Source organism: Salinicoccus roseus, from assembly GCF_003814515.1.
Lineage (GTDB): Bacteria > Bacillota > Bacilli > Staphylococcales > Salinicoccaceae > Salinicoccus > Salinicoccus roseus.
Map to the genome: position 1 here is coordinate 212,885 of NZ_RKQJ01000001.1, position 21,763 is coordinate 234,647.

Annotated in this window: 18 protein-coding genes and 1 other annotated feature; of the genes, 14 read left to right on the top strand and 4 right to left on the bottom strand. The window is 51.6% G+C overall.

The features are described from left to right. Positions 1-2: 2 nt before the first annotated feature. The 11 genes from yihA to EDC33_RS01270 all read left to right on the top strand — a co-directional run bounded on the left by yihA (position 3) and on the right by EDC33_RS01270 (position 12,675). Positions 3-590, top strand: coding sequence for a ribosome biogenesis GTP-binding protein YihA/YsxC (yihA, locus tag EDC33_RS01220; RefSeq protein ID WP_124009937.1), 588 nt, complete (start codon positions 3-5; stop codon positions 588-590). A 139-nt stretch (positions 591-729) separates the two neighbouring features. Beyond that, on the top strand, positions 730-2,076 hold the full coding sequence (gene hemA / locus EDC33_RS01225; protein ID WP_124009938.1) for a glutamyl-tRNA reductase: 1,347 nt from the start codon (positions 730-732) through the stop codon (positions 2,074-2,076). Positions 2,077-2,088: 12 nt separating this feature from the next. Then, positions 2,089-2,913 (top strand): cytochrome c biogenesis protein CcsA, encoded by an 825-nt coding sequence (gene ccsA / locus EDC33_RS01230; protein ID WP_094905464.1) that lies wholly within the window; start codon positions 2,089-2,091, stop codon positions 2,911-2,913. Positions 2,914-2,925: 12 nt separating this feature from the next. Further along, complete coding sequence (gene hemC, locus EDC33_RS01235) at positions 2,926-3,849, top strand: hydroxymethylbilane synthase (protein WP_124009939.1); 924 nt, start codon at positions 2,926-2,928, stop codon at positions 3,847-3,849. Then, the gene (locus tag EDC33_RS01240; protein WP_124009940.1) at positions 3,836-4,537 is read left to right on the top strand and encodes a uroporphyrinogen-III synthase; all 702 of its coding nucleotides are present in this window, start codon (positions 3,836-3,838) and stop codon (positions 4,535-4,537) included. Before hemC ends, EDC33_RS01240 begins: the two co-directional genes overlap by 14 nt. A gap of 1 nt (position 4,538) precedes the next feature. Further along, positions 4,539-5,519 carry a porphobilinogen synthase gene (gene hemB, locus EDC33_RS01245; RefSeq protein ID WP_124009941.1) on the top strand — a complete coding sequence of 327 codons (981 nt, stop codon included), beginning with the start codon at positions 4,539-4,541 and terminating at the stop codon, positions 5,517-5,519. A 1-nt stretch (position 5,520) separates the two neighbouring features. Beyond that, entirely contained in the window at positions 5,521-6,807 is a 1,287-nt protein-coding gene (gene hemL, locus EDC33_RS01250; protein WP_124009942.1) for a glutamate-1-semialdehyde 2,1-aminomutase, read from the top strand. A gap of 74 nt (positions 6,808-6,881) precedes the next feature. Further along, on the top strand, positions 6,882-7,310 hold the full coding sequence (locus EDC33_RS01255) for a hypothetical protein (protein ID WP_094905469.1): 429 nt from the start codon (positions 6,882-6,884) through the stop codon (positions 7,308-7,310). Positions 7,311-7,415: 105 nt separating this feature from the next. After that, a complete protein-coding gene (locus tag EDC33_RS01260) occupies positions 7,416-8,489 on the top strand; it encodes an AbrB family transcriptional regulator (RefSeq protein WP_124009943.1) in 1,074 nt (357 codons plus the stop codon). Positions 8,490-8,521: 32 nt separating this feature from the next. Beyond that, positions 8,522-8,728 (top strand) — a binding site (T-box leader). A 44-nt stretch (positions 8,729-8,772) separates the two neighbouring features. Then, the gene (locus tag EDC33_RS01265; RefSeq protein WP_124009944.1) at positions 8,773-11,400 is read left to right on the top strand and encodes a valine--tRNA ligase; all 2,628 of its coding nucleotides are present in this window, start codon (positions 8,773-8,775) and stop codon (positions 11,398-11,400) included. A 3-nt stretch (positions 11,401-11,403) separates the two neighbouring features. After that, the gene (locus EDC33_RS01270) at positions 11,404-12,675 is read left to right on the top strand and encodes a bifunctional folylpolyglutamate synthase/dihydrofolate synthase (RefSeq protein ID WP_094905472.1); all 1,272 of its coding nucleotides are present in this window, start codon (positions 11,404-11,406) and stop codon (positions 12,673-12,675) included. A 28-nt stretch (positions 12,676-12,703) separates the two neighbouring features. Here EDC33_RS01270 and EDC33_RS01275 read toward each other — a convergent pair whose 3' ends face one another. Beyond that, positions 12,704-14,083 (bottom strand): YfcC family protein, encoded by a 1,380-nt coding sequence (locus EDC33_RS01275; RefSeq protein WP_211328322.1) that lies wholly within the window; start codon positions 14,081-14,083, stop codon positions 12,704-12,706. Positions 14,084-14,231: 148 nt separating this feature from the next. On the opposite strand from EDC33_RS01275, the gene EDC33_RS01280 reads away from it, so the two are divergent. Then, the gene (locus tag EDC33_RS01280) at positions 14,232-15,644 is read left to right on the top strand and encodes a YfcC family protein (protein WP_124009945.1); all 1,413 of its coding nucleotides are present in this window, start codon (positions 14,232-14,234) and stop codon (positions 15,642-15,644) included. A 42-nt stretch (positions 15,645-15,686) separates the two neighbouring features. Here the strand turns inward: EDC33_RS01280 and mscL are convergent, their stop codons facing one another. Then, a complete protein-coding gene (gene mscL / locus EDC33_RS01285) occupies positions 15,687-16,055 on the bottom strand; it encodes a large conductance mechanosensitive channel protein MscL (protein WP_170156330.1) in 369 nt (122 codons plus the stop codon). A gap of 229 nt (positions 16,056-16,284) precedes the next feature. Between mscL and EDC33_RS01290 the strand changes: the two genes are divergently transcribed. Together EDC33_RS01290 and acnA are read left to right on the top strand one after the other, a co-directional pair. Further along, positions 16,285-17,868 carry a glycine betaine uptake BCCT transporter gene (locus EDC33_RS01290; protein WP_124009947.1) on the top strand — a complete coding sequence of 528 codons (1,584 nt, stop codon included), beginning with the start codon at positions 16,285-16,287 and terminating at the stop codon, positions 17,866-17,868. A 195-nt stretch (positions 17,869-18,063) separates the two neighbouring features. Continuing rightward, the gene (gene acnA / locus EDC33_RS01295) at positions 18,064-20,772 is read left to right on the top strand and encodes an aconitate hydratase AcnA (RefSeq protein ID WP_124009948.1); all 2,709 of its coding nucleotides are present in this window, start codon (positions 18,064-18,066) and stop codon (positions 20,770-20,772) included. A gap of 40 nt (positions 20,773-20,812) precedes the next feature. Here the strand turns inward: acnA and EDC33_RS01300 are convergent, their stop codons facing one another. Continuing rightward, complete coding sequence (locus EDC33_RS01300; RefSeq protein WP_040104798.1) at positions 20,813-21,091, bottom strand: HesB/YadR/YfhF family protein; 279 nt, start codon at positions 21,089-21,091, stop codon at positions 20,813-20,815. Positions 21,092-21,108: 17 nt separating this feature from the next. Continuing rightward, positions 21,109-21,693: a glycerol-3-phosphate 1-O-acyltransferase PlsY gene (gene plsY, locus EDC33_RS01305; protein ID WP_040104797.1), complete on the bottom strand. Its 585-nt coding sequence runs from the start codon at positions 21,691-21,693 to the stop codon at positions 21,109-21,111. Positions 21,694-21,763: the final 70 nt, after the last annotated feature.

Here is a 21,763-nt window from a genome sequence, read left to right on the forward strand (position 1 = left end):
CGATGAGAATCAATCCAAACAATGTAGAAATACTCATCTCTGCCGTAGGCAGTGACCAGTATCCGAACACCGGCCTGCCGGAGATCGCTTTGAGCGGCCGCTCGAATGTCGGCAAGTCCTCCTTCATCAATGCGGTGGCCGGCCGGAAGAATATCGCAAGGACTTCCTCCAAGCCGGGGAAGACGCAGACGCTGAACTTCTATAATATGGACGATCAGTTCATATTCGTGGACGTCCCCGGCTACGGCTATGCCAAGCAGTCGAAGAAGTCCCGTGAAGAGTGGGGCCGGATGATTGAGAGCTACCTGGCGGAAAGGCAGGAGCTGGCGGCTGTCATCCAGCTGGTCGACTTGAGGCACAAACCGACGGAAGATGATGTGCTGATGTATAATTATCTGAAGCATTTCGAGATTCCGGTGATCATGATATGCACCAAGATGGACAAGATTCCGAAAAGTAAGCTTGAGAAGCATCTGAAAGTAGTCAGGGAGACGATCGACTTTGAAGAGGGAGATGTGATGATCCCCTTCTCTGCAGTGGACAAGAAGAACCTCCCCAAGGCAATGGATGCCATTTCACAGTATATGTAGGATTGTTCACAAAAAATACTTATTTATAATTGATATAAATAAGATTGTGCCGTGGATTATAGGCCTGCAATCTGTTAAAATAATAATTATTGAAAGTGTCCAAAGACGAGGCATAATAGGATAGTGGGGGGCAATTCGGATGCATGTCATCGCATTGAGTCTGAATTACAGGAAAGCGAGTGTCGAAGAAAGAGAAAAGGTAGCGTTCAAGGATGAGGAAGTCATCCCGGCGCTGCATAGGCTGAGGGAGCAGAAAAGTGTGCTTGAAGCCGTACTTCTGTCCACATGCAACAGGACGGAAGTGTACGTCGTCAGCGACCAGGTGCATACAGGGAAGTATTATTCCCAGATGTTCCTTGCCGACTGGTTCGACCTGGACCTGGCATCGGTCAAGAGGATCACGGACATCAAAGTCGGAGATGAGGCGGTCGAACATCTTTACCGTGTCGCTTCTGGCCTGGAATCCATGGTACTCGGCGAGACCCAGATACTTGGCCAGATCAGGGAGGCGTTCTTCACCGCCCAAAATGAGCATACCACGGGAACCATCTTCAACAAGCTTTTCAAGGAAGCCATTACAGTGGCGAAGCGTGGACATAGTGAAACGGATATTTCAAAGAATGCCATATCCATCTCCTATGCTGCAGTGGAGCTTGCAAAGAAGATATTCTCACGTGTAGGTGACAGCAGGGTGCTGGTCATCGGGGCGGGGGAAATGGCTGAACAATCCCTGTTGAACCTGACTTCGAATGGCATCAGGAATGTCACGGTCGTCAACAGGTCTGAAGAGAAGGCTGAACATTTGGCAGGCCGGTTCAATGGTAAAAGTGCCTCCATCGAAAGTCTGGAGCAGGAACTTGCAGGTGCCGACATCGTAATTTCGAGCACTGCTGCACGGAACTACGTCATTACCGAGGAACTTGTCTCGGAAGCGATGGCGGGCCGTAAAGGAAAGCCGCTCATCATGATGGACATCGCGCTGCCGCGTGACATCGACCCGACCGTGGGTGGAATGGATAATGTATACATGTACAACGTGGACGACCTCCAGGGACTGGTTGACGCCAATCTGTCTACACGCCAGGAGGAAGCTGCAAAAATTGAAGGCATGATCGCCGAAAGCATGGACAAGTTCACCGAGTGGGTGAACATGCTTGGTGTGGTGCCGGTCATCCAGGCGCTCCGTTCGAAGGCGCTCTCCATCCATGAAGAGACTTTCCAGAGTGTTGAACGGAAGATGCCGGATATGACCGATCGTGAACGTACGGTGATATCCAAGCACATGAAGAGCATCATCAACCAGATGCTCAAGGATCCGATCATCTACACCAAGGAGATTTCAGGTGACAGGAAAGCAAGTGCAAAACTTGAAGAAATAGAACAGCTCTTCGGCATCGAAGAAGAAGTGGATGCCATCCGCCAGCAGGAAAAAGAGAAGCAGCATCAGAAAAGATTGGCAAGGAAGCAGGAGCTGGCTCTGGATTAAGGTGGAAACCATATGGATATGATGTTCCGCAGTCATGAATTTATATTGTTATTATACTTTTTGAGCCTTTCTGTGCTAAGCTACGATCTGTTTTTCAGGAATCGGCTGGCCAGGAAGGTTTCCTTTTATCTTGTCGTAATTGCCGCCGTGCTGCAGGTCGCCACATTCATATATATCGGGGTGAACCTCGGCCGCATTCCCATCCAGACGACGTTCGAAGGGATATATGTATTTTCCGCCCTTGTTGTGATCATAGGCCTGGTACACTACAGCCGGAGCGATTCGGAAATCGCCTTTTCGCTCTATGTATTCTGTGCCTTTATACTTTTTTCCATATATACATTTGCACCTGTCGCCTACAACAGGGTGACCGAAGTTTCAGCCATCATGAATGAACTGCTCGTCATCCACATCGTATTGGCGCTGTTTGCCTATGTGCTGTACTTCATTTCGGTGATACATGCCGTGATATATATCATCCAATATGATAATCTGAAAAAGAAGCGTTTCAATCGCCTATTCTTCTCACTCTTCAGTGTGGAGAAAGCGAAGAAGACGATGATACGTACGCTCGTGCTCGGGATGCTGTTCATGCTGATCAGCATATCTCTTGGAACTCAGTGGGGAGTATATATATTCGGAACTGAAATATTCCAGGACTTCAAGGTGCTGGGCACCCTGTTCGTACTCATGCTGTATGCAGCGCTTTTCTTCCATCTGAAGATAAGGAAGGACATATACCAGTTTGCCTGGTTCAACATACTGATCTTCATCATATGCATGTTGAACTATCTATTCATTACACAACTTTCCAGTTTTCACTTCTGGAGCTATTAAAGGAGACGCAAAATGAGAAAATTTATCGTTGGTTCAAGACGCAGCGGCCTGGCGATGACCCAGTCCAGACAGTTCATCGACAGCCTCAAATCGCATTATCCGGACATGGATATCGAAATCAAGGAAATAGTGACCAAAGGGGACAGGATCGTGGATGTCCAGCTGTCGAAAGTCGGCGGCAAAGGCCTTTTCGTCAAGGAGATCGAGCAGGCGCTCGCCGACAAGGAGATCGACATGGCGATCCACAGCCTGAAGGATGTGCCGAGTTCCATGCCGGAAGGCTTCACCATTGCGTGTGTGCCTGAACGGGAAGATATGCGGGATGCCTTCCTGGCCAACAACAAAGTCCACTTCAAGGATCTGCCTGCAGGCAGTGTCGTGGGTACAAGCAGCCTGAGGCGCGGCGCCCAGCTGCTTGCGATGCGTGATGATATAGAAGTGAAGTGGGTGCGCGGCAACATCGATACACGCATCAAGAAGATGGAATCCGGTGAATATGATGCAATCGTGCTTGCAGCTGCCGGCCTCAAACGCATGGGCTGGTCCGACAATATCGTCACGGAATACTTCGATCCGGAATCATTCATTCCGGCCATTGCCCAGGGCGCCCTCGGCATCGAGTGCCGTTCTGACGACAAGGAGCTGATCGAAATGCTGCAGAAGGTGCATTCGGATGTGGATGCGACGTGCACGTCTGCTGAACGTGCCTTCCTGAAGCGCATGGATGGCAGCTGCCAGGTGCCGATTGGCGGTTATGCAGCCTATGAGGACGGGGAACTCTATCTGACAGGACTCATCATGCCTGAAGACGGCAGTGAGCAGTATATCGTCAAGAAATCCCATCAGGATCCGGATACGCTCGGCAACCTCGTCGCTGATGAAATGGAGCGCATCGGTGCAAAGGATATCATCGACCGCATCAATGAATCGCTCTAGACCTTTCCTCATCATGACGCAGAGCAGGGAGCAGGAATGCCGGTCGGACAGGTTTGTGCTCCATCATGTACCGTTGATTACAACCGAACGGCTGTCTTTTGATGCATCACTGCTGGAAGATGAATATGACTGGCTTGTGCTCACAAGCCGCAATGCGGTGGAGCACTTCCTGCCGTATATGGACTCCGTCAAATTCGACAGGCTGGCGAGCATCGGCAGAAAGACGAGTGAAAGCCTGGAGGCCCATGGCTTTACGGTGGACTTCGAGCCGCCGGATTATTCACAGGAAGGTTTCATGGCGCATTTTACAGCCCAACCGGGTGACCGTGTGCTCTATCCCGTCAGTGAGCGGGCACGCCCGCTCCTTTATGAGCATTTGGGCAGACAGGGATGTACGGTGACACGCATCGCCCTCTATCGGCCCACAGACAACGGTGCTTCAAGGAAAGTGCTGCAGGAGCTGCTTATGGAGAAACCGTATGGCATCACATTCTCGAGCCCGTCGGGGGTCCGGACCTTCATGAAATGGTTTGCTCCCGGCATGCTCAAAGGCATGACTGTCGCTGCAATCGGACATGTGACGGCGGAAGCTTTGGAGGAGTACGGCGTATCCTCCATCCAGCCCGCGAAGGAAACGGTGGAGGATATGATCCTGATGCTTGAAGAAAGAATAGATAGGGGAGTATAAAATGAATTTCGATAGACATAGACGTCTGAGAAGGACAGAATTTATGAGGGATATGGTCAGGGAGACGAAAGTTGCAAAGGAAGACCTGATCTACCCGATCTTCGTAGTGGAAGCAGATGATGTGAAGGAGGAAGTGCCATCGATGAAGGGGGTCTTCCAGATTTCACTGAACCGCCTCCATGAAGAGCTGGAAGAGGTGAAGGCAGCCGGAATCAAATCCGTCATCTTCTTCGGCATACCGGACGAGAAGGACCCGGAGGGCCATGGTGCCTACCATGACCATGGCGTCGTCCAGGAAGCCTGCAGAATTTCAAAGGGACTGTATCCTGAAATACTGGTCATCCTGGATACATGCCTGTGCGAATATACAGATCACGGCCATTGCGGCCTTATCGACCCGGACACGAAGGATGTCGACAACGACAGTACACTGCCGCTCCTGGTCAGGACGGCCGTCTCGCAGGCAAAAGCCGGCGCCGATATCATCGCACCGAGCAATATGATGGACGGTTTCGTCACGGAAATAAGGAAGGGGCTCGATGACAACGGCTACAGCCATATACCGATCATGAGCTACGGAATCAAATATGCCTCCAAATTCTATGGGCCATTCCGCGATGCGGCGGATTCCACACCATCCTTCGGCGACCGCAGGACTTATCAGATGGACCCTGCAAACCGTCTGGAGGCACAGCGCGAACTGGAAAGCGACCTCGAAGAGGGATGCGACATGATGATCGTCAAACCGGCGCTATCCTATCTTGACATCATCAGGGATGTCAGGAACAATACCAATGTACCGGTAGTCGCCTATAATGTCAGTGGAGAATACGCAATGACGCGCACCGCAGTCGATATGGGCCTTCTCGAGGAGTCCGTCATCATGGAGCAGATGGTTTCCATGAAGCGCGCCGGTGCGGATATGATCATCACATACTTTGCCAAAGACATATGCCGAATGCTTGATGAAGGGATGAAATGAAATGTACGAAAAATCGAAAGCACTCTATGAAAAAGCAAAAGACCTCATGCCCGGCGGGGTGAACAGTCCTGTCAGGGCTTTCAACTCCGTTGGTATGGACCCGGTATTCATCGATCACGGGAAAGATGCGAGGACCTATGATGTGGACGGCAATGAATACATCGATTACGTGCTCAGTTTCGGTCCACTGATCCTTGGACACAGTGACAGGACCGTAGTCGATGCCCTTACTGCGGCCGCACAGAAAGGCACGAGCTTCGGTGCGCCGACGGCACTTGAAAATGAACTGGCGGAACTCGTCATCGACCGTGTGCCTTCAGTCGAGATGCTCCGCATGGTCTCTTCCGGTACGGAAGCGACGCTTGCTGCGCTGAGGCTGGCGAGAGGTTTTACGGGAAAGAATAAAATACTGAAATTCGAAGGCTGCTACCACGGCCACAGCGACTCCCTCCTGATTAAGGCGGGCAGCGGCGTTGCGACGCTTGGATTGCCGGATTCCCCGGGTGTGCCGGAAGGGACGGCGGCGAATACCATCACCGTACCGTACAACGATGAAGAAAGCCTTTCCGAGGCATTCGACAAGTTTGGTGACGACATTGCTGCAGTCATCATGGAGCCGGTCGCCGGCAACATGGGCGTAGTGCCTCCGAAAGAAGGGTTCCTGAAGTTCGTCCGTGAGATTACGGAGCAGAATGATACACTGCTCATATTCGATGAGGTCATGACCGGTTTCCGTGTCGACTACAACAGTGCCCAGGGACATTATGGCATAACACCTGACCTGACCTGCCTCGGCAAGGTGATCGGCGGCGGACTGCCTGTAGGGGCCTATGGCGGCAGGCGCGACATCATGGAGCGCATTGCACCCGTCGGGGACATCTACCAGGCCGGTACACTGTCCGGGAACCCCCTCGCGATGACGGCAGGGCTCGAGACGCTCAAACAGCTGACGCCGGAAAGCTATGAACATTTCAATAAGCTCGGCGACATGCTTGAAGTCGGCCTGAAGGAGATATTCAGCGAAAAAGGCTACCCGATCACCGTCAATCGTGCCGGCTCGATGATCGGCTTCTTCCTTACCGAAGGACCAGTCGTGGATTTCGACAGCGCCAACACGAGTGATCTGGAGCTTTTCAAAAATCTGTACCAGGAACTGCTCAAGGAAGGCGTCTACCTGCCGCCTTCCCAGTTTGAAGGCATGTTCCTCTCTACCAAGCATACAGAGGAAGATATACGGAAGACGCTGGATGCATTCAGAAATGCACTCGACCGCGCAGCGGACAGGTAAGACATGAATTTTGATTTTATCTGTACTGAATAAAGTGTATAATGGAAGAGAATATACAACGGGAGGTAGTTTGAATGGCCAAGGACAAGGATAAGCACATATCCGACAAGGATATGAACATGAAAGGCGAAAGAGATGAAGATAAAGTCTACATCGAAGGTCAGAACAGGGAAATGATCGAGCACAAAGAGGACAACAAGAAGAACCCGCTCATGTGGATCATTCCAATCGTCATCGTCCTGTTGATTCTTCCACTGATCATCAACCAGTTCAGTGGCGGTGGAGATGAAGAGGATGGTTCGACATCGACCACTTCCGGAGAAGAGGAGACACAGGAAGAGGGGATGACTGAAGAGGAGAGCACGGAAGAAGGCTCCGGTTCAGAAGGATCTGAAGAAGAGGAAAGTACTGAAGAGGACGCATCCGGTGATTCAGAGGAAGAAACTACAGAAGAGGATTCTGGATCTGGTGATTCAGAGGAAGAGACCTCTGAAGGCAACTAGAATGAATCCTGATACAACCCCGCAGCAGTGGATACTGGGCGGGGTTGCATTATGCGTGGATATTGTTTTGGATTCCGAAATAATCAAGGGGAGGGGGCAGGTCCGATGAAATATATGAACCTGGTCTTCCTGTTCATCGCTGCAATCGTCCTGTCTGCCCTGCTCCAGTGGGTGGGCATGGTGCTGCCATGGCTTTTCGGAGCAATGATGGCAACAGTCCTGTTCTACAGGCTGGTGACGAAGGCGTTCCATTATCCGAGATGGCTCGGCAACGTCGGCCTCGTCATCATCGGGGCGGAGATCGGATCCGCCTTCACTCTGCAGACACTCAGTGATATGGCAGACGACTACATGAACATCATCCTGATTTCACTGTTCATCATCATTCTGAGCCTGATTCTGGCGCGGTTCTTCATGAAGATGACCGGCTGTACAATGGAGACGGCGGTCCTTTCCTCGATTCCGGGGGCATTGTCACAGATGATTGTGATGGCAGAGGAGGAGAAGCGTGCAGATCTGCTGCTCGTCACGATGACGCAGATGTCCCGCATCGTACTCGTCGTCATATTCGTACCGCTGATCGCGAGCCTCACGAAAGGGCAGGGAACTTCTGAACTGAATGAAACTGCTGCACCCCTCCTCTCAGTCGTGACATGGGATATGCTCTGGATCATTGCAGCGGTTCCCGTCATCATCCTCATACTGATGAAATTGAAGTTCCCCGTCCCATTCATGATGGGGCCGATGCTGGCCATACTCGGCTGGAACATGGCCACGGACTATACATTTTCGGTCGACACGGAGTTCATGTATGCAGCACAGCTGTTCTTCGGCATCCGGATCGGCGTCCAGCTGTCGGCGCTCATCACCCAGCTGAACAGCCGGATGATCGCCGCCATGTTCATACAGAATGTACTGGTGATTGCAGGGACGATGGGCATCGTGCTGATGTTCCTGCTCGTAACAGACCATAATTTCACCGATCTGTTCCTCAGTGCGGCACCCGGCGGCATCGGACAGATCATCATCGTAGCTGTTGAAATGGGGGCGAACACGGCGATGATCTCCAGCTATCACATATTCAGGATCTTCTTCATCCTCCTGATCATCGCCCCCCTCATAAACTATCTTCTGAGGCGGAACAGGCGCCGGCGCCAGCATGCGGATGATGGGGCTTGACAGCGCCCGGGTGTTGGAATACTATAAAATTAATGCAATAGATGAAGGCAGGAGAGTAGTGGTGTACGGGTTACAGAGAGCATGTGGATGCTGTGAACATGCCGAAGTATGCCATGAAAGTAGTCTGCATAGATCAGTCCTGAACCAAAGTAGGGCCTGACGTGGGATGAGCGTTAATCGTCTCGAGTGCAGCATTTCATGCTGAATCTAGGTGGTACCGCGGAGCTTCCGTCCTATAGTCATGGACAGGAAGCTTTTTATTTTGTCTAAAGGAGAGAATGTTATGGAAATGTCCAAGAAGTACGATCCAAAAACGGTTGAAGAAGGTAAATATGAAAAATGGGTGGAAGCCGGATATTTCAAGTCCGATGCGTCTTCAGACAAGCCGCCGTACTCCATCGTCATTCCGCCGCCGAATGTGACGGGGAAACTGCACCTCGGCCATGCCTGGGATACGACACTGCAGGATATCATCACGCGCATGAAGCGCATGCAGGGCTATGAGGTCCTCTACCTGCCCGGCATGGACCATGCAGGCATCGCTACACAGGCGAAGGTGGAAGCACGCCTGCGCGAGCAGGGCGTCACCCGTCATGAGCTCGGCAGGGAGAAGTTCCTTGAACGGGCATGGGACTGGAAGGAGGAGTATGCCGATTTCATCCGCAGCCAGTGGGAGAAGCTCGGCCTGGGCCTCGATTATGACAAGGAGCGCTTTACGATGGATGAAGGCCTGTCGAAAGCGGTGCGGAAGGTCTTCGTCGACATGTACAACAAGGGGATGATCTACCGCGGTGAATACATCATCAACTGGGACCCGGCAACACAGACTGCCCTGAGTGACATCGAGGTCATCCATAAGGAAGTTGAAGGGAACTTTTATCATGTGAAGTATCCGCTGCCGGACGGCAATCATCTTGAAATCGCAACGACACGTCCCGAGACGATGCTCGGTGATACGGCGATCGTCGTCCACCCCGACGATGACCGATACAAGGAGTACATCGGCAAGACCGTGACGCTGCCGATCATGGAACGCGAACTGCCGATTATCGCAGACCCGTATGTCGACATGGAATTCGGCACCGGTGTGATGAAGGTGACGCCGGCACACGACCCGAACGACTTCGTGCTTGGCGAACGCCATGAGCTGAAGCGAATCAATGTCATGAATGAGGACGGTTCGATGAACGACCTTGCAGGCAGATATGCAGGCATGGACCGTTTCGAATGCCGCAAGGCACTGGTCAAGGATCTCGAGGCGGAAAGCTACCTGATCAAGGTGGAGCCGCATATCCACTCGGTCGGACATTCCGAGCGCAGCGGAGCTGTCGTCGAGCCCTACCTGTCCACACAATGGTTCGTCAAGATGGACGACCTTGCCAAAAAGAGCCTGGACAATCAGGATTCCGATAATGCGATCAACTTCGTACCCGAGCGCTTCGATGCGACATTCCGCCGCTGGATGGAAGATATCCGCGACTGGTGCATTTCCCGCCAGCTCTGGTGGGGACACCAGATTCCGGCCTGGTATCATAAAGACTCCGGAGAGATGCATGTCGGCATGGAACCGCCGGCGGACTTAGACAACTGGGTCCAGGACGAAGATGTGCTGGATACATGGTTCTCAAGCGCACTATGGCCGTTTTCCACGATGGGGTGGCCTGAAGAGACGGAAGATCTGAAGAAGTTCTTCCCGACCAACGTACTTGTAACAGGGTACGACATCATCTTCTTCTGGGTGGCGCGGATGATCTTCTCCTCCCTTGAGCATACAGGTGAGAATCCGTTCGATGATGTACTGCTCCATGGTCTGGTGAGGGATGAGCAGAACCGGAAGATGTCCAAATCCCTCGGCAATGGTGTCGATCCGATGGATGTCATCGAAAAATACGGAGCAGATGCCCTGCGCTACTTCCTGTCCACAGGAACAACACCGGGACACGATCTCAGATATTCCGACGAAAAAGTCGAATCCGTCTGGAATTTCATCAATAAAATTTGGAACGCCTCGCGCTTCAGCCTGATGAATATCGGTGAGGACTTCGGCATGGACGACATCAATCTCGAAGGTGAAAAATCATTGGCCGACGAATGGATACTGACGCGGCTGAATGAAACGATCGGCAACGTCACCCAGCTGTCCGAACGCTACGAATTCGGTGAAGCAGGGCGTCTGCTGTACAACTTCATCTGGGATGACTTCTGTGACTGGTACATCGAAATGGCGAAAGTGCCGATGACTGAAGGTACTGATGCAGAGAAGGCGATGACACGCTCCGTGCTGCTTCATACACTGGACAATATACTGAAGATGCTCCATCCGTTCATGCCATTTGTGACGGAGGAGATCTACCAGACGATAGAGCCGGGCAGGACGATCGTCACAAGCGAGTGGGCGAAGGCGCATACACACCTCAGCAATCCGACTTCCGAGGATGCCATGGCACTGCTCGTCGACATCATCAAATCCGTCCGCCAGACGAGAAATGAAGTCAACACACCGCTGTCGAAGCCGATTGACATATCCATAGAAGTCAAGGACGCGGCACGTCGGGAACTCATCGAGAACAACAGGCACTACATCGAAAGGTTCTGCAACCCGTCGTCCCTCGAAATCTCTTCTGAGATCGTGTCTGAAGAGGATGTGAAGACGGATGTAGTGAACGGCGCGACCATCATACTGCCATTGTCCGGCCTGATAGATATGCAGGAGGAGATTGCACGCCTCGAAGGCGAGCTGAAGCGCCTTGAGGGTGAACTGAAACGTGTCGACGGCAAGCTCTCCAACGAAAAGTTCGTTGCGAACGCACCGGCGGATGTAGTGGAAAAGGAAAAAGAGAAACAGATCGGTTACCAGTCCCAGTTCAATGAAGTCAGGGAAAGGCTGGATAATCTGAAAAGAAAGGGATAGGTAATGAGCTACCAAGAAGGATTGAATTGGATTCATGAAAGAATGAAATTCGGCATCAAACCGGGTGTTCGCCGCATGGAGTGGATGCTTGAACGTCTGGAGAATCCGGAACAAAACATCAATGGCATACATGTAGTGGGCACCAACGGCAAGGGATCCACGGTGTCCTACATGCGGAATGCACTGAACCATAATGGCTACACTGTAGGGACGTTCACCTCTCCATACATCGAGACATTCAACGAACGGATTTCAGTGGACGGCACGCCGATACCGGATGATGACATCGTCGCTCTGGTCGAAATTGTCAAACCGGTGAGTGAAGCGCTGGAGGCCGAGACGGATCTCGGCACCGCAACAGAGTTTGAAATCATCACGATGATGATGTTCATCTATTTTGGAAAGATGCATTCGGTGGACTACGTGATCGTTGAGGCCGGGCTTGGTGCAAAGAACGATTCGACAAACGTATTCCAGCCGATCATGACGGTATTGACAAGCATCGGGCTTGATCATACGAGCATACTTGGGGACAGCCTGCTGGATATCGCCAAGGACAAGAGCGGCGTCATCAAGCCGGGGATCCCGCTCGTCTTCAGCATCAAGGATGATGTGTCGCGCGAATACATCCATAAGGTGCTTGAAGAGAATCATGCGAAGGGGATCGAACTGAACCGGGACATCATCATGATTCCCGAGAATGGCGAGTTCCAGTTCCAGTATGGCACCTATGATTTCCAGGACATCCGCCTGAGCATGGCAGGCAGGCATCAGAAAGAGAATGCCTCCCTCGCCATAGCTGCCCTGATCGAACTGCATGAAAGGGGGAAGGCCGTCCTCGACTGGAACCTGATGATCCGGGCCATGGAAGAGACCACATGGCCTGGACGCATCGAGACCTTGAGCGAAGATCCGCTGGTGATCATAGACGGCGCCCATAATAATGAAGCTGTCGAGGCCCTGGTGGAGACCATCGGCAGGCAGTATCCGGACAGGGAGATTACTGTGCTCTTCTCTGCGATAGAAGGGAAGCCGCTCTCTACGATGGTGGAGAAGCTTGAAGGGATTGCGGATGCGTTCAGCGTCACGGACTTCGATTTTCCGAAGGCGCTGCCGAAAGAGGAGATCTATGACAAGGTGAAGCATCCGAACCGGTCGATGGTGGATGACCACATCCAGTTCATTGAAGCGTTCGAGGGGGATATTCTGCTTGTGACGGGAAGCCTCTACTTCATCAGTGAAATCAAGCAGCACTACAATGCAAAAAGACGATGATCCATTAGGATTATCGTCTTTTTCTATGCTAGAAGGGCCCGTAGCCGATCCAGAGGCTGATGACCATGAAGGCGGAACATGCAATGATCCATACGAGCATGATCGGCCAGACGAACCTGAGCCATTTCTCATATGGGATATTGGCGATGCTGAGTCCTGCCATCAGTATGGCCGAAGTCGGGAACAGGTAGTTCGACAGCCCATCCCCCATCTGGAATGCGAGGACCACCGACTGTCTGGGCACACCCACGATATCCCCGATGGGCGCCATCAGCGGGATGGTGGTGGCCGCCTGCCCGGAACCGGACGGGATGAAGAAGTTGATGATGAACTGGGTGAAGAACATGCCGACTGCCGCTATGGAGGCAGGCAGCCCCTCCAGGATGGAGCTGACGGAGAAGATGACCGTATCGATGATGGTGCCGTCCTCCAGTATGAGCAGGATGCATCTCGCCAGCCCGACGATGAGCGCACCGAATGTGACTTCCTTAGCGCCCTTGATGAAGTCTTCGGCGATCCCGTTCGGGGTGTTGCCTCCGACCAGTCCGGAGAAGATGCCCATGGCAAGGAATATTGCTGCAAGATCAGTGCCCGTCGACCAGCCCTGGACGACCCCATAGATGATGAGACCGAATCCGGCCAGTATGATCAGGAGGACGAATATATGCCTTGACGTCAGCGTCTTGAATTCGTAGGATTCCGCCTGTGCATTCTTCTCAAGTCGATATACATAGCTGTTGTTCATGTCGCGTTGGACACGTTTGCCGTACCGGTATACGAAGAAGGCGGCAATGATGACGAATACGACCTGGATGATGATCCTGTAGAACATCCCTGAGAACAGGGGCAGGCCGGCGACTTCCTGTGCCACACCGACCGTGAATATGTTCATGAACCCGCCTGCAAATCCTGCTGCGGCCCCGAGTGCGACCATGGCCATGCCGGTCATCGCATCCATGCCGAGGGAGCGTGCAAGCATGATGCCCATCGGAATGAATATCAGGGTGGATTCGGCCATGCCAAATGTGGCGCCGCCCAGTGAGAATATGAGCATCGTCAGTGGTATGAGTATGATTTCGCGGTTCTTGAGCAGCGAGACCACCTTGTTGATGCCTGCTTCTATCGCCCCGGTGCCATTGATCATCCCGAATGCGCCGCCGATGATGAAGATCAGGAATATGATGCCTGCAGCATCCGTCATGCCTGCAGGGACGACGCGGAATATTTCAGTCCAGTGGACGGGGCTCTGTTCAGTGAACTCGAAAGAAGTTTCGTCCACCACGAGGATGCCGTTCTCATTCTCCGTCCGGTCGTATTCCCCAGCCGGGATGATGTAGCTGAGGAGCATCGCCAGAATGACGATGGAGTAGATGAGGACGAATGCATGAGGTACTCTTATGTATTTCAATCTTGATGCCTCCTTTATTTTGATGACGTTAATTATACCGGACTGATGGGAGAAGGCAAGCGCACAAATATCAAGGTCAAACAATTCAGTCTTTTTATATTTTGCAATAAATGTATAATGGAATCATCAGAATTTGGAGGGAGATCATATGGATAAAGAAGAAAAAACAGAACAGAGGCCTGCGGGATTCAGGTTTCCGCATACTTATGCAATTCTATTTTCAGTCGTCATCATTGCAGCAGCACTCAGCTATGTCATACCAGCCGGGGAATTCGAACGGGTCGAGGTGGGGGATCGGACGGAAGTCGTGCCCGGAAGCTATACGGGTGTAGAGCAGAGCCCGGTTTCATTCTTTGAACTGTTCAAGGCCATCCCGACAGGCCTGATCGATGGGGCGAACATCATCTTCTATATATTTCTGGTCGGTGGCGCCTTCGGCATCATCCGGGCGACAGGGGCCATCGAAGCGGCCATCCAGAAGGTGATGGTCATGGTCAAGGGGAATGAGAGGTTGATGATACCGGTCATCATGCTCGTATTCTCCATTTTGGGCTTCACGACGGGCATGGCGGAGGAGGCGATCATATTCGTTCCCATCGGCATCGTGCTGGCGACAGCCCTCGGATACGATGCGATGGTGGGGACCGCCATGGTGACGCTTGGAGCGGCTTCAGGCTTCATCGGCGGCATGCTCAACCCGTTTACGGTGGGGATTGCGCAGGAGATCGCCGAATTGACCATCTTCTCGGGCTGGCAGTTCCGGGGTGTCGTCTATTTCTTTGTGCTGGGCCTCGCCATCCTTTATGTCATGCATTATGCGAAAAAGGTGAAGCGGAAACCGGAGTCGAGCCTGGTCTATGAGGAAGCGCAGAAGGGGCACGTGAACTTTACGGATGATGTCATGAATTTCGACGAACTCAAAAAACGGCACATCATGATCCTCATCACGTTTACAGCCGGAATCATCATCAATATCTATGGTATATTCCAGCATGGGTGGTTCCTGACCGAACTTTCCGCAAACTTCTTTGTGATCGGCCTCATCGCCGGCCTTGTCGGCGGCATGAAGATCAACGACATATTCGATGCATTCATCGACGGCATGAAGCTCGTCGTCTATGGAGCGATCATCGTAGGTTTTGCAAGGGCCATTGTGGTGGTGCTCGAGTCCGGCGTCATCATAGATTCGGTCATCAATGGAATGAGCGGTGTGCTCGACTTCCTGCCGCCGTCCATTACGGCACTCGGGATGCTTGTCATACAGGTCGTGATCAACTTCTTCATCCCGTCCGGGTCCGGCCAGGCGATGACGACGATGCCGATCATGACGCCGATCGCCGATCTGCAGGAAATTCCGAGGCAGGTCGCCGTACTTGCCTATCAATACGGGGATGCAATCACGAATACGATCATACCGACGTCGGCCTCGCTCATGGGGGTTCTGGCCGTTTCAGGCATCCCATACATCAAATGGGTCCGGTTCGTCTGGAAATTGACGCTGATGTGGCTCATCATCGCTGCCGCAGCACTCGTTGCTGCAACGATCCTCGGCATCTCATAGTACATGAAAAGGCCGGCGGTTACGCCGGCCTTTTCTGATGGATCATGAACTTGCGTCTTCCTTTTTCAGTGCGTCCCTGATCTCCCTGAGCAGCACCGTCTGCTCATCTTCGGCCGCCTCCTCGACGAAGCGGTTCCGCGTCAGGAGATTGACGGCTTTGATGAATACGAATATTGCTGCTGCTATGATGAGGAAGTCTATGATCGCCTGGATGAAGACGCCATAGGTGATCCCCTTGTATGCCCATTCCGATGTGAAGTCGGTGTTGCCGAATATCAGTGCAATCGACGGCATGATGATGTTTTCTACGAGTGCAGTGACGATTTTGCTGAATGCCGCACCAATGACGACGGCGACTGCAAGATCCAGTACATTGCCCCTGAGTATGAAGTCCTTGAATTCCTGCCACATGATGATTCCTCCGAATTTTTATTTATCGGTCCAGCATCCATCATACAGTAAAAGTCCGTACTTGCAAGAGGGCATAATACTTTATTTACAGCGCTGTTGATATATACTTGAATGTAGAGTGGATGTATATTTGCTAGACTCCGGATGATGTGCTAACATCAATAATTGTTTTGTAAGTTGCGTTACAAAAAGTAATTAAAGGGAATAACCCATCTAAAGGAGGAGTAGAATGGAAGAGAATCAAAAATCAAGATTAACTCCAGTTTTCTGGATTGCACTTGCCATCGTTTCCGCACTTGTACTCTATGGCGTGTTCTTCTCAGAAAACTTCGAAAGTGTCACAGGTGTGATGCAGGGGTTCATTACGAGCAACTTCAGCTGGTACTATGTTTCACTCACAACCATATTCATCGCTTTCTGTCTAATATTCGTATTTACACCGATGGGGCAGATCCGTCTCGGCAAGCCGACGGAAAAGCCTGAATTCAAGACCGCTTCATGGTTTGCGATGCTGTTCAGTGCCGGTATGGGGATTGGGCTGGTCTTCTGGGGGGCGGCTGAACCGATCAGCCACTATTTCACCCCGCCGACAGCCGAACCAGGCACAGATACCGCAATGAAGGAAGCACTCAGGCGGTCATTCTTCCACTGGGGCTTCCATGCTTGGGCTGTCTATGCTGTAGTCGGCTTGGCACTTGCGTTCGCCCAGTTCAGAAGAAATGAACCGGGTCTGATTTCAAGCACCCTGAGGCCGATACTCGGCAAGCATGTGGATGGACCGATCGGTACAGCCATTGATGTACTCGCGGTATTCGCGACGATTGCCGGTGTTGCGACATCACTTGGTCTTGGTGTCATGCAGATCAACGGCGGACTGACTTATCTGTTCGGCATCCCGAATAACATCTATGTGCAGATCATCATCATCGCCGTAATCACTGTACTGTTCATGTACAGTGCATGGACAGGCCTGTCAAAAGGCATCCAGTACCTCAGTAATGCAAACATGATACTTGCCGGCCTGCTGATGATATTCACACTGGTACTCGGACCGACCGTACTCATTCTGAACATGTGGACGGATACATTCGGCGGAATGGTGAGCAACTTCATCAACATGAGCTACGATGTTGCGCCACTGAACCAGGAGAAGAACGACTGGCTTGGTGCATGGACGATCTACTACTGGGGCTGGTGGATGGCATGGAGTCCGTTCGTCGGCATCTTCATCGCCCGTGTCTCCCGTGGACGCACAATCCGTGAATTCGTCCTCGCGGTCATGGTCGGCCCGGCAGTCGTCAGCTTCCTATGGTTCAGCATATTCGGCGTCACTGCCATTGAATCCGACAGGGCGAACGGCGGATTTGCAGACCTTGCGACTGAAACAGTATTGTTTGAAATGTTCAATAACATGCCGCTCGGCTTCATCGTTTCACTCGTAGCCGTGCTGCTGATCGGGACGTTCTTCATCACATCTGCAGACTCCGCTACATTTGTACTGGGCATGCAGACGACGAATGGTTCCCTGACACCATCCAACAGGGTCAAGATGATCTGGGGTGTCGCCCAGGTGATGATTGCTGTCGTACTCCTTATGGGTGGCGGCCTGACGGCATTGCAGGCATCTTCAATCATCTCGGCATTCCCATTCTCGCTCATTCTGATACTCATGATGATTGCGACATACAAGGATATCGCAAAAGAGCAGAGGTCATTGAACCTCCTCATCGAGCCGAACTACAAAGGTACGGAGTATGAGAAGCTGATGGAAGATCATGAGGCGAAATTGAGAAGAGAGAATAATGAAGGCTAGGGTATACTAGAGTTAAGGTTAATATATAGTTATGATGATGACCTATAGAGATAAGTTATACTTATTGCTATAGGTCATCTTTTTGTATCGAAATTATGGCAGAATTGACAGGGACGGCGTTTACATCCCTTATGTAAAGATATACAATTGATACGAACGGTCTTATGACTGGAATATTGATAGGGGGCTATTACAATGAGTCAAAATGTTAATGAAGCTGCCAGGAAGTCGTTCAATGTCGGCGGCAAGGACTATAACTACTATAGTCTGAAGACATTGACTGAACGGGGCATGTCCGAAACACACAAATTGCCATACTCCGTCAGAGTACTGCTTGAATCGGTACTGCGCCAGTATGATGGCAGTGTCATCAAAGATGAACATATCGAATCTCTGGCAACTTGGGATAAAGGCGATCACCAAGGAAAAGAAGTGCCATTCAAACCTTCACGTGTCATCCTTCAGGACTTTACCGGTGTGCCTGCGGTCGTCGACCTGGCATCACTCAGAAAAGCAATGGATGATGTAGGCGGGGATGTACAGAAGATCAACCCTGAAGTGCCTGTCGATCTCGTCATCGACCATTCTGTACAGGTGGATGCCTACGGTACTGATGATGCACTCAAATTGAACATGGAGCTCGAGTTCGAAAGGAACCAGGAACGCTACGAATTCCTGCACTGGGCGACGAAGGCATTCGACAACTACAAAGCTGTTCCGCCAGCAACAGGTATCGTCCACCAGGTCAACCTCGAGTACTTGGCGAACGTTGTCCATGTCAAGGAGGATGGCGATGAGCTCGTCACGTTCCCTGATACACTTGTCGGTACGGATTCCCACACTACCATGATCAATGGCCTCGGCGTCCTTGGCTGGGGTGTCGGCGGTATCGAGGCTGAAGCCGGAATGCTCGGACAGCCATCCTACTTCCCAGTACCTGAAGTCGTGGGCGTGCGCATGACGAATGGCCTGCCGGAAGGTGCAACAGCGACAGACCTCGCACTGCGCGTCACTGAACTGCTGCGCAAACACGGCGTTGTAGGCAAGTTCGTCGAATTCTTCGGACAGGGTGTAACAGAGCTTCCACTCGCTGACAGGGCGACGATTGCGAACATGGCGCCTGAATATGGTGCAACATGCGGCTTCTTCCCTGTCGATGACGAAACACTCGAATACATGAAGCTCACAGGACGTAGTGAAGAGCATATCGATATCGTCAAAAAGTATCTGCAGGAGAATGACATGTACTTCGACCCGGCAAACGAACCGGTCTACAGCGAAGTCGTCGACCTCGACCTCTCCACTGTCGAGCCTGCACTTGCCGGACCAAAACGTCCACAGGATCTGATCCAGCTCTCCGACATGAAGAAGGAATACAGGAAATCCATTACAGCCGAAAGCGGCAACCATGGCCATGGTCTGGATGAAGCAGAATTCGACAAGAAGACGACGATCAAATTCAACGATGGCAGGGAAGTTGAAATGAAGACCGGCGACCTCGCCATTGCAGCCATCACTTCATGTACGAACACATCCAACCCTTATGTCATGCTGGGTGCGGGTCTGATCGCAAAGAAAGCAGTTGAAAAAGGCCTCGAGGTACCAGCATATGTGAAGACTTCCCTGGCACCAGGTTCCAAAGTCGTTACCGGCTACCTCGAAGACTCCGGTCTGCAGCAATACCTGGATAAACTCGGCTTCAACCTTGTAGGCTACGGCTGTACGACATGTATCGGAAACTCCGGTCCACTGCTTCCTGAAATTACAGAAGCGATCACTGAAAGCGATCTGCTTGTAAGTTCAGTACTGTCCGGAAACCGTAACTTTGAAGGCAGGATCCACCCGCTCGTCAAAGCGAACTATCTTGCTTCACCACCACTCATCGTGGCATATGCGCTTGCCGGTACAGTGGACATCGATCTGCGCAATGAACCGATCGGCAAGGATAAGGACGGCAACGATGTCTTCATGAAGGATATCTGGCCATCCACCCAGGAAGTCAAGGATGCAGTAATGGGCAACGTCAGCCCTGAACTCTTCAGAAAAGAATATGAAAGGGTATTCGATGCCAATGAAATCTGGAACAACATCGAAACGACGGATGCACCACTCTACGACTTCGATCCGGATTCCACGTACATCCAGAACCCATCATTCTTCCAGAACCTGTCCACAGAACCGGGCAAAGTGGAATCACTGAATGGCCTGCGTGTACTCGGCAAGTTCGGCGACTCCGTAACGACAGACCACATCTCACCTGCGGGTGCGATCGGCAAGGATACACCTGCCGGAAAATGGCTGATCGAGCAGGGCGTATCTCCACGGAACTTCAACTCATATGGTTCCCGACGCGGAAACCACGAAGTGATGCTCCGCGGTACATTTGCCAACATCCGTATCCGCAACCAGATTGCGGACGGCAAAGAGGGCGGATTCACAACGTACTGGCCGACTGGTGAAGTCATGAGCATCTATGATGCTGCAATGAAATATCAACAGGATGGCACAGGACTCGTGGTCATCGCAGGAGACGACTACGGCATGGGCTCCAGCCGTGACTGGGCAGCCAAAGGTACGAACCTCCTCGGTGTCAAAGCGGTCATCGCAGCAAGCTATGAGCGTATCCACCGTTCGAACCTCGTAATGATGGGCGTCCTCCCACTCCAGTTCGTCGATGGGGAAGATGCAGATTCACTCGGCTTCGACGGCAGCGAGACATTCGACATCCAAGTCGGTGAAGATGTCATGCCTGGACACGTCCTTGATGCTGTAGCGACGAACCAGGACGGCAAGAAGACTGAGTTCAAAGTCAAGGCACGCTTCGATTCAGAAGTTGAAGTGGACTACTACCGCAACGGCGGCATCCTGCAGCTTGTACTCAGAAACAAACTTAAAGAGCAGTAATATTAAAATAACCCATCTCATTTGAGATGGGTTATTGCTTTTATCTGCTTTCGAATGTGACTTCATCATCCTCAGAGTCTATGACCAGTTCCGTATCTTCAAAGTACCACAGGTCCGATTCCTTGATGAACACCTGTATGCCATCATAGTCGAATACTTTACTGTCAGAGGGGATGCGTTCTACTGTCAATGCTGGAGAAAATCCCTGTTTCAGCTGTGTTTCCCCGCCATACCTTACATAGATGTTGACGCCCTGTCCTTCTTCCGGGTCCAGTTCTTCCTTCATCCAATCCAGTGCACGATCTGTAACTTCCAACATTTCAATCATCCCTTCTGCTACATGAATGTGATTTTAGATTCTGTACCATCCATTATACGTTTAATGTTGGAGATATGTCTAACGACAATGACTACAGCGATGATGAAGGAGAATGCAATCAGCAGCGGATCCCTGAATGCCAGCGAAAGAATAAAGAATAAAACGGCACTCACTATGCTGGACAGGGATACATACTTGCTGAGCTTCAGCGTTATCAGAAAAGCGGCCAGGAGCATGATGAAGAGCAGGGGATTGTATGCCAGTACGGCACCTGCACTGGTAGCGACTGCCTTGCCACCCCTGAACTTGAGGAATATGGAGTAGACATGGCCGATGGCCGCCACAAGGCCGGGAATGAATATATGCATATCCACGTTGAGGAGCATCGCTGCAACCACTGGAAGTGCCCCCTTGAACATATCCAGGAGCAGCACGACGATGCCTGCCTTCTTCCCAAGGATCCTGAAGGTGTTTGTGGTGCCTATATTGCCGCTGCCATGCTGTCTGAGGTCGATCTTATAGAACCACAAGCCGATGAGCAGGCTGAATGGCGTGGAACCCAGGAGATAGCTCAAGACCAGGAGTATTATGATCGTTTCCATTTAAAAACCCCTTTATTATCAGGTACTAACAGTTTACCATAAATTTTTAATGGGGTATAATAAAATATAG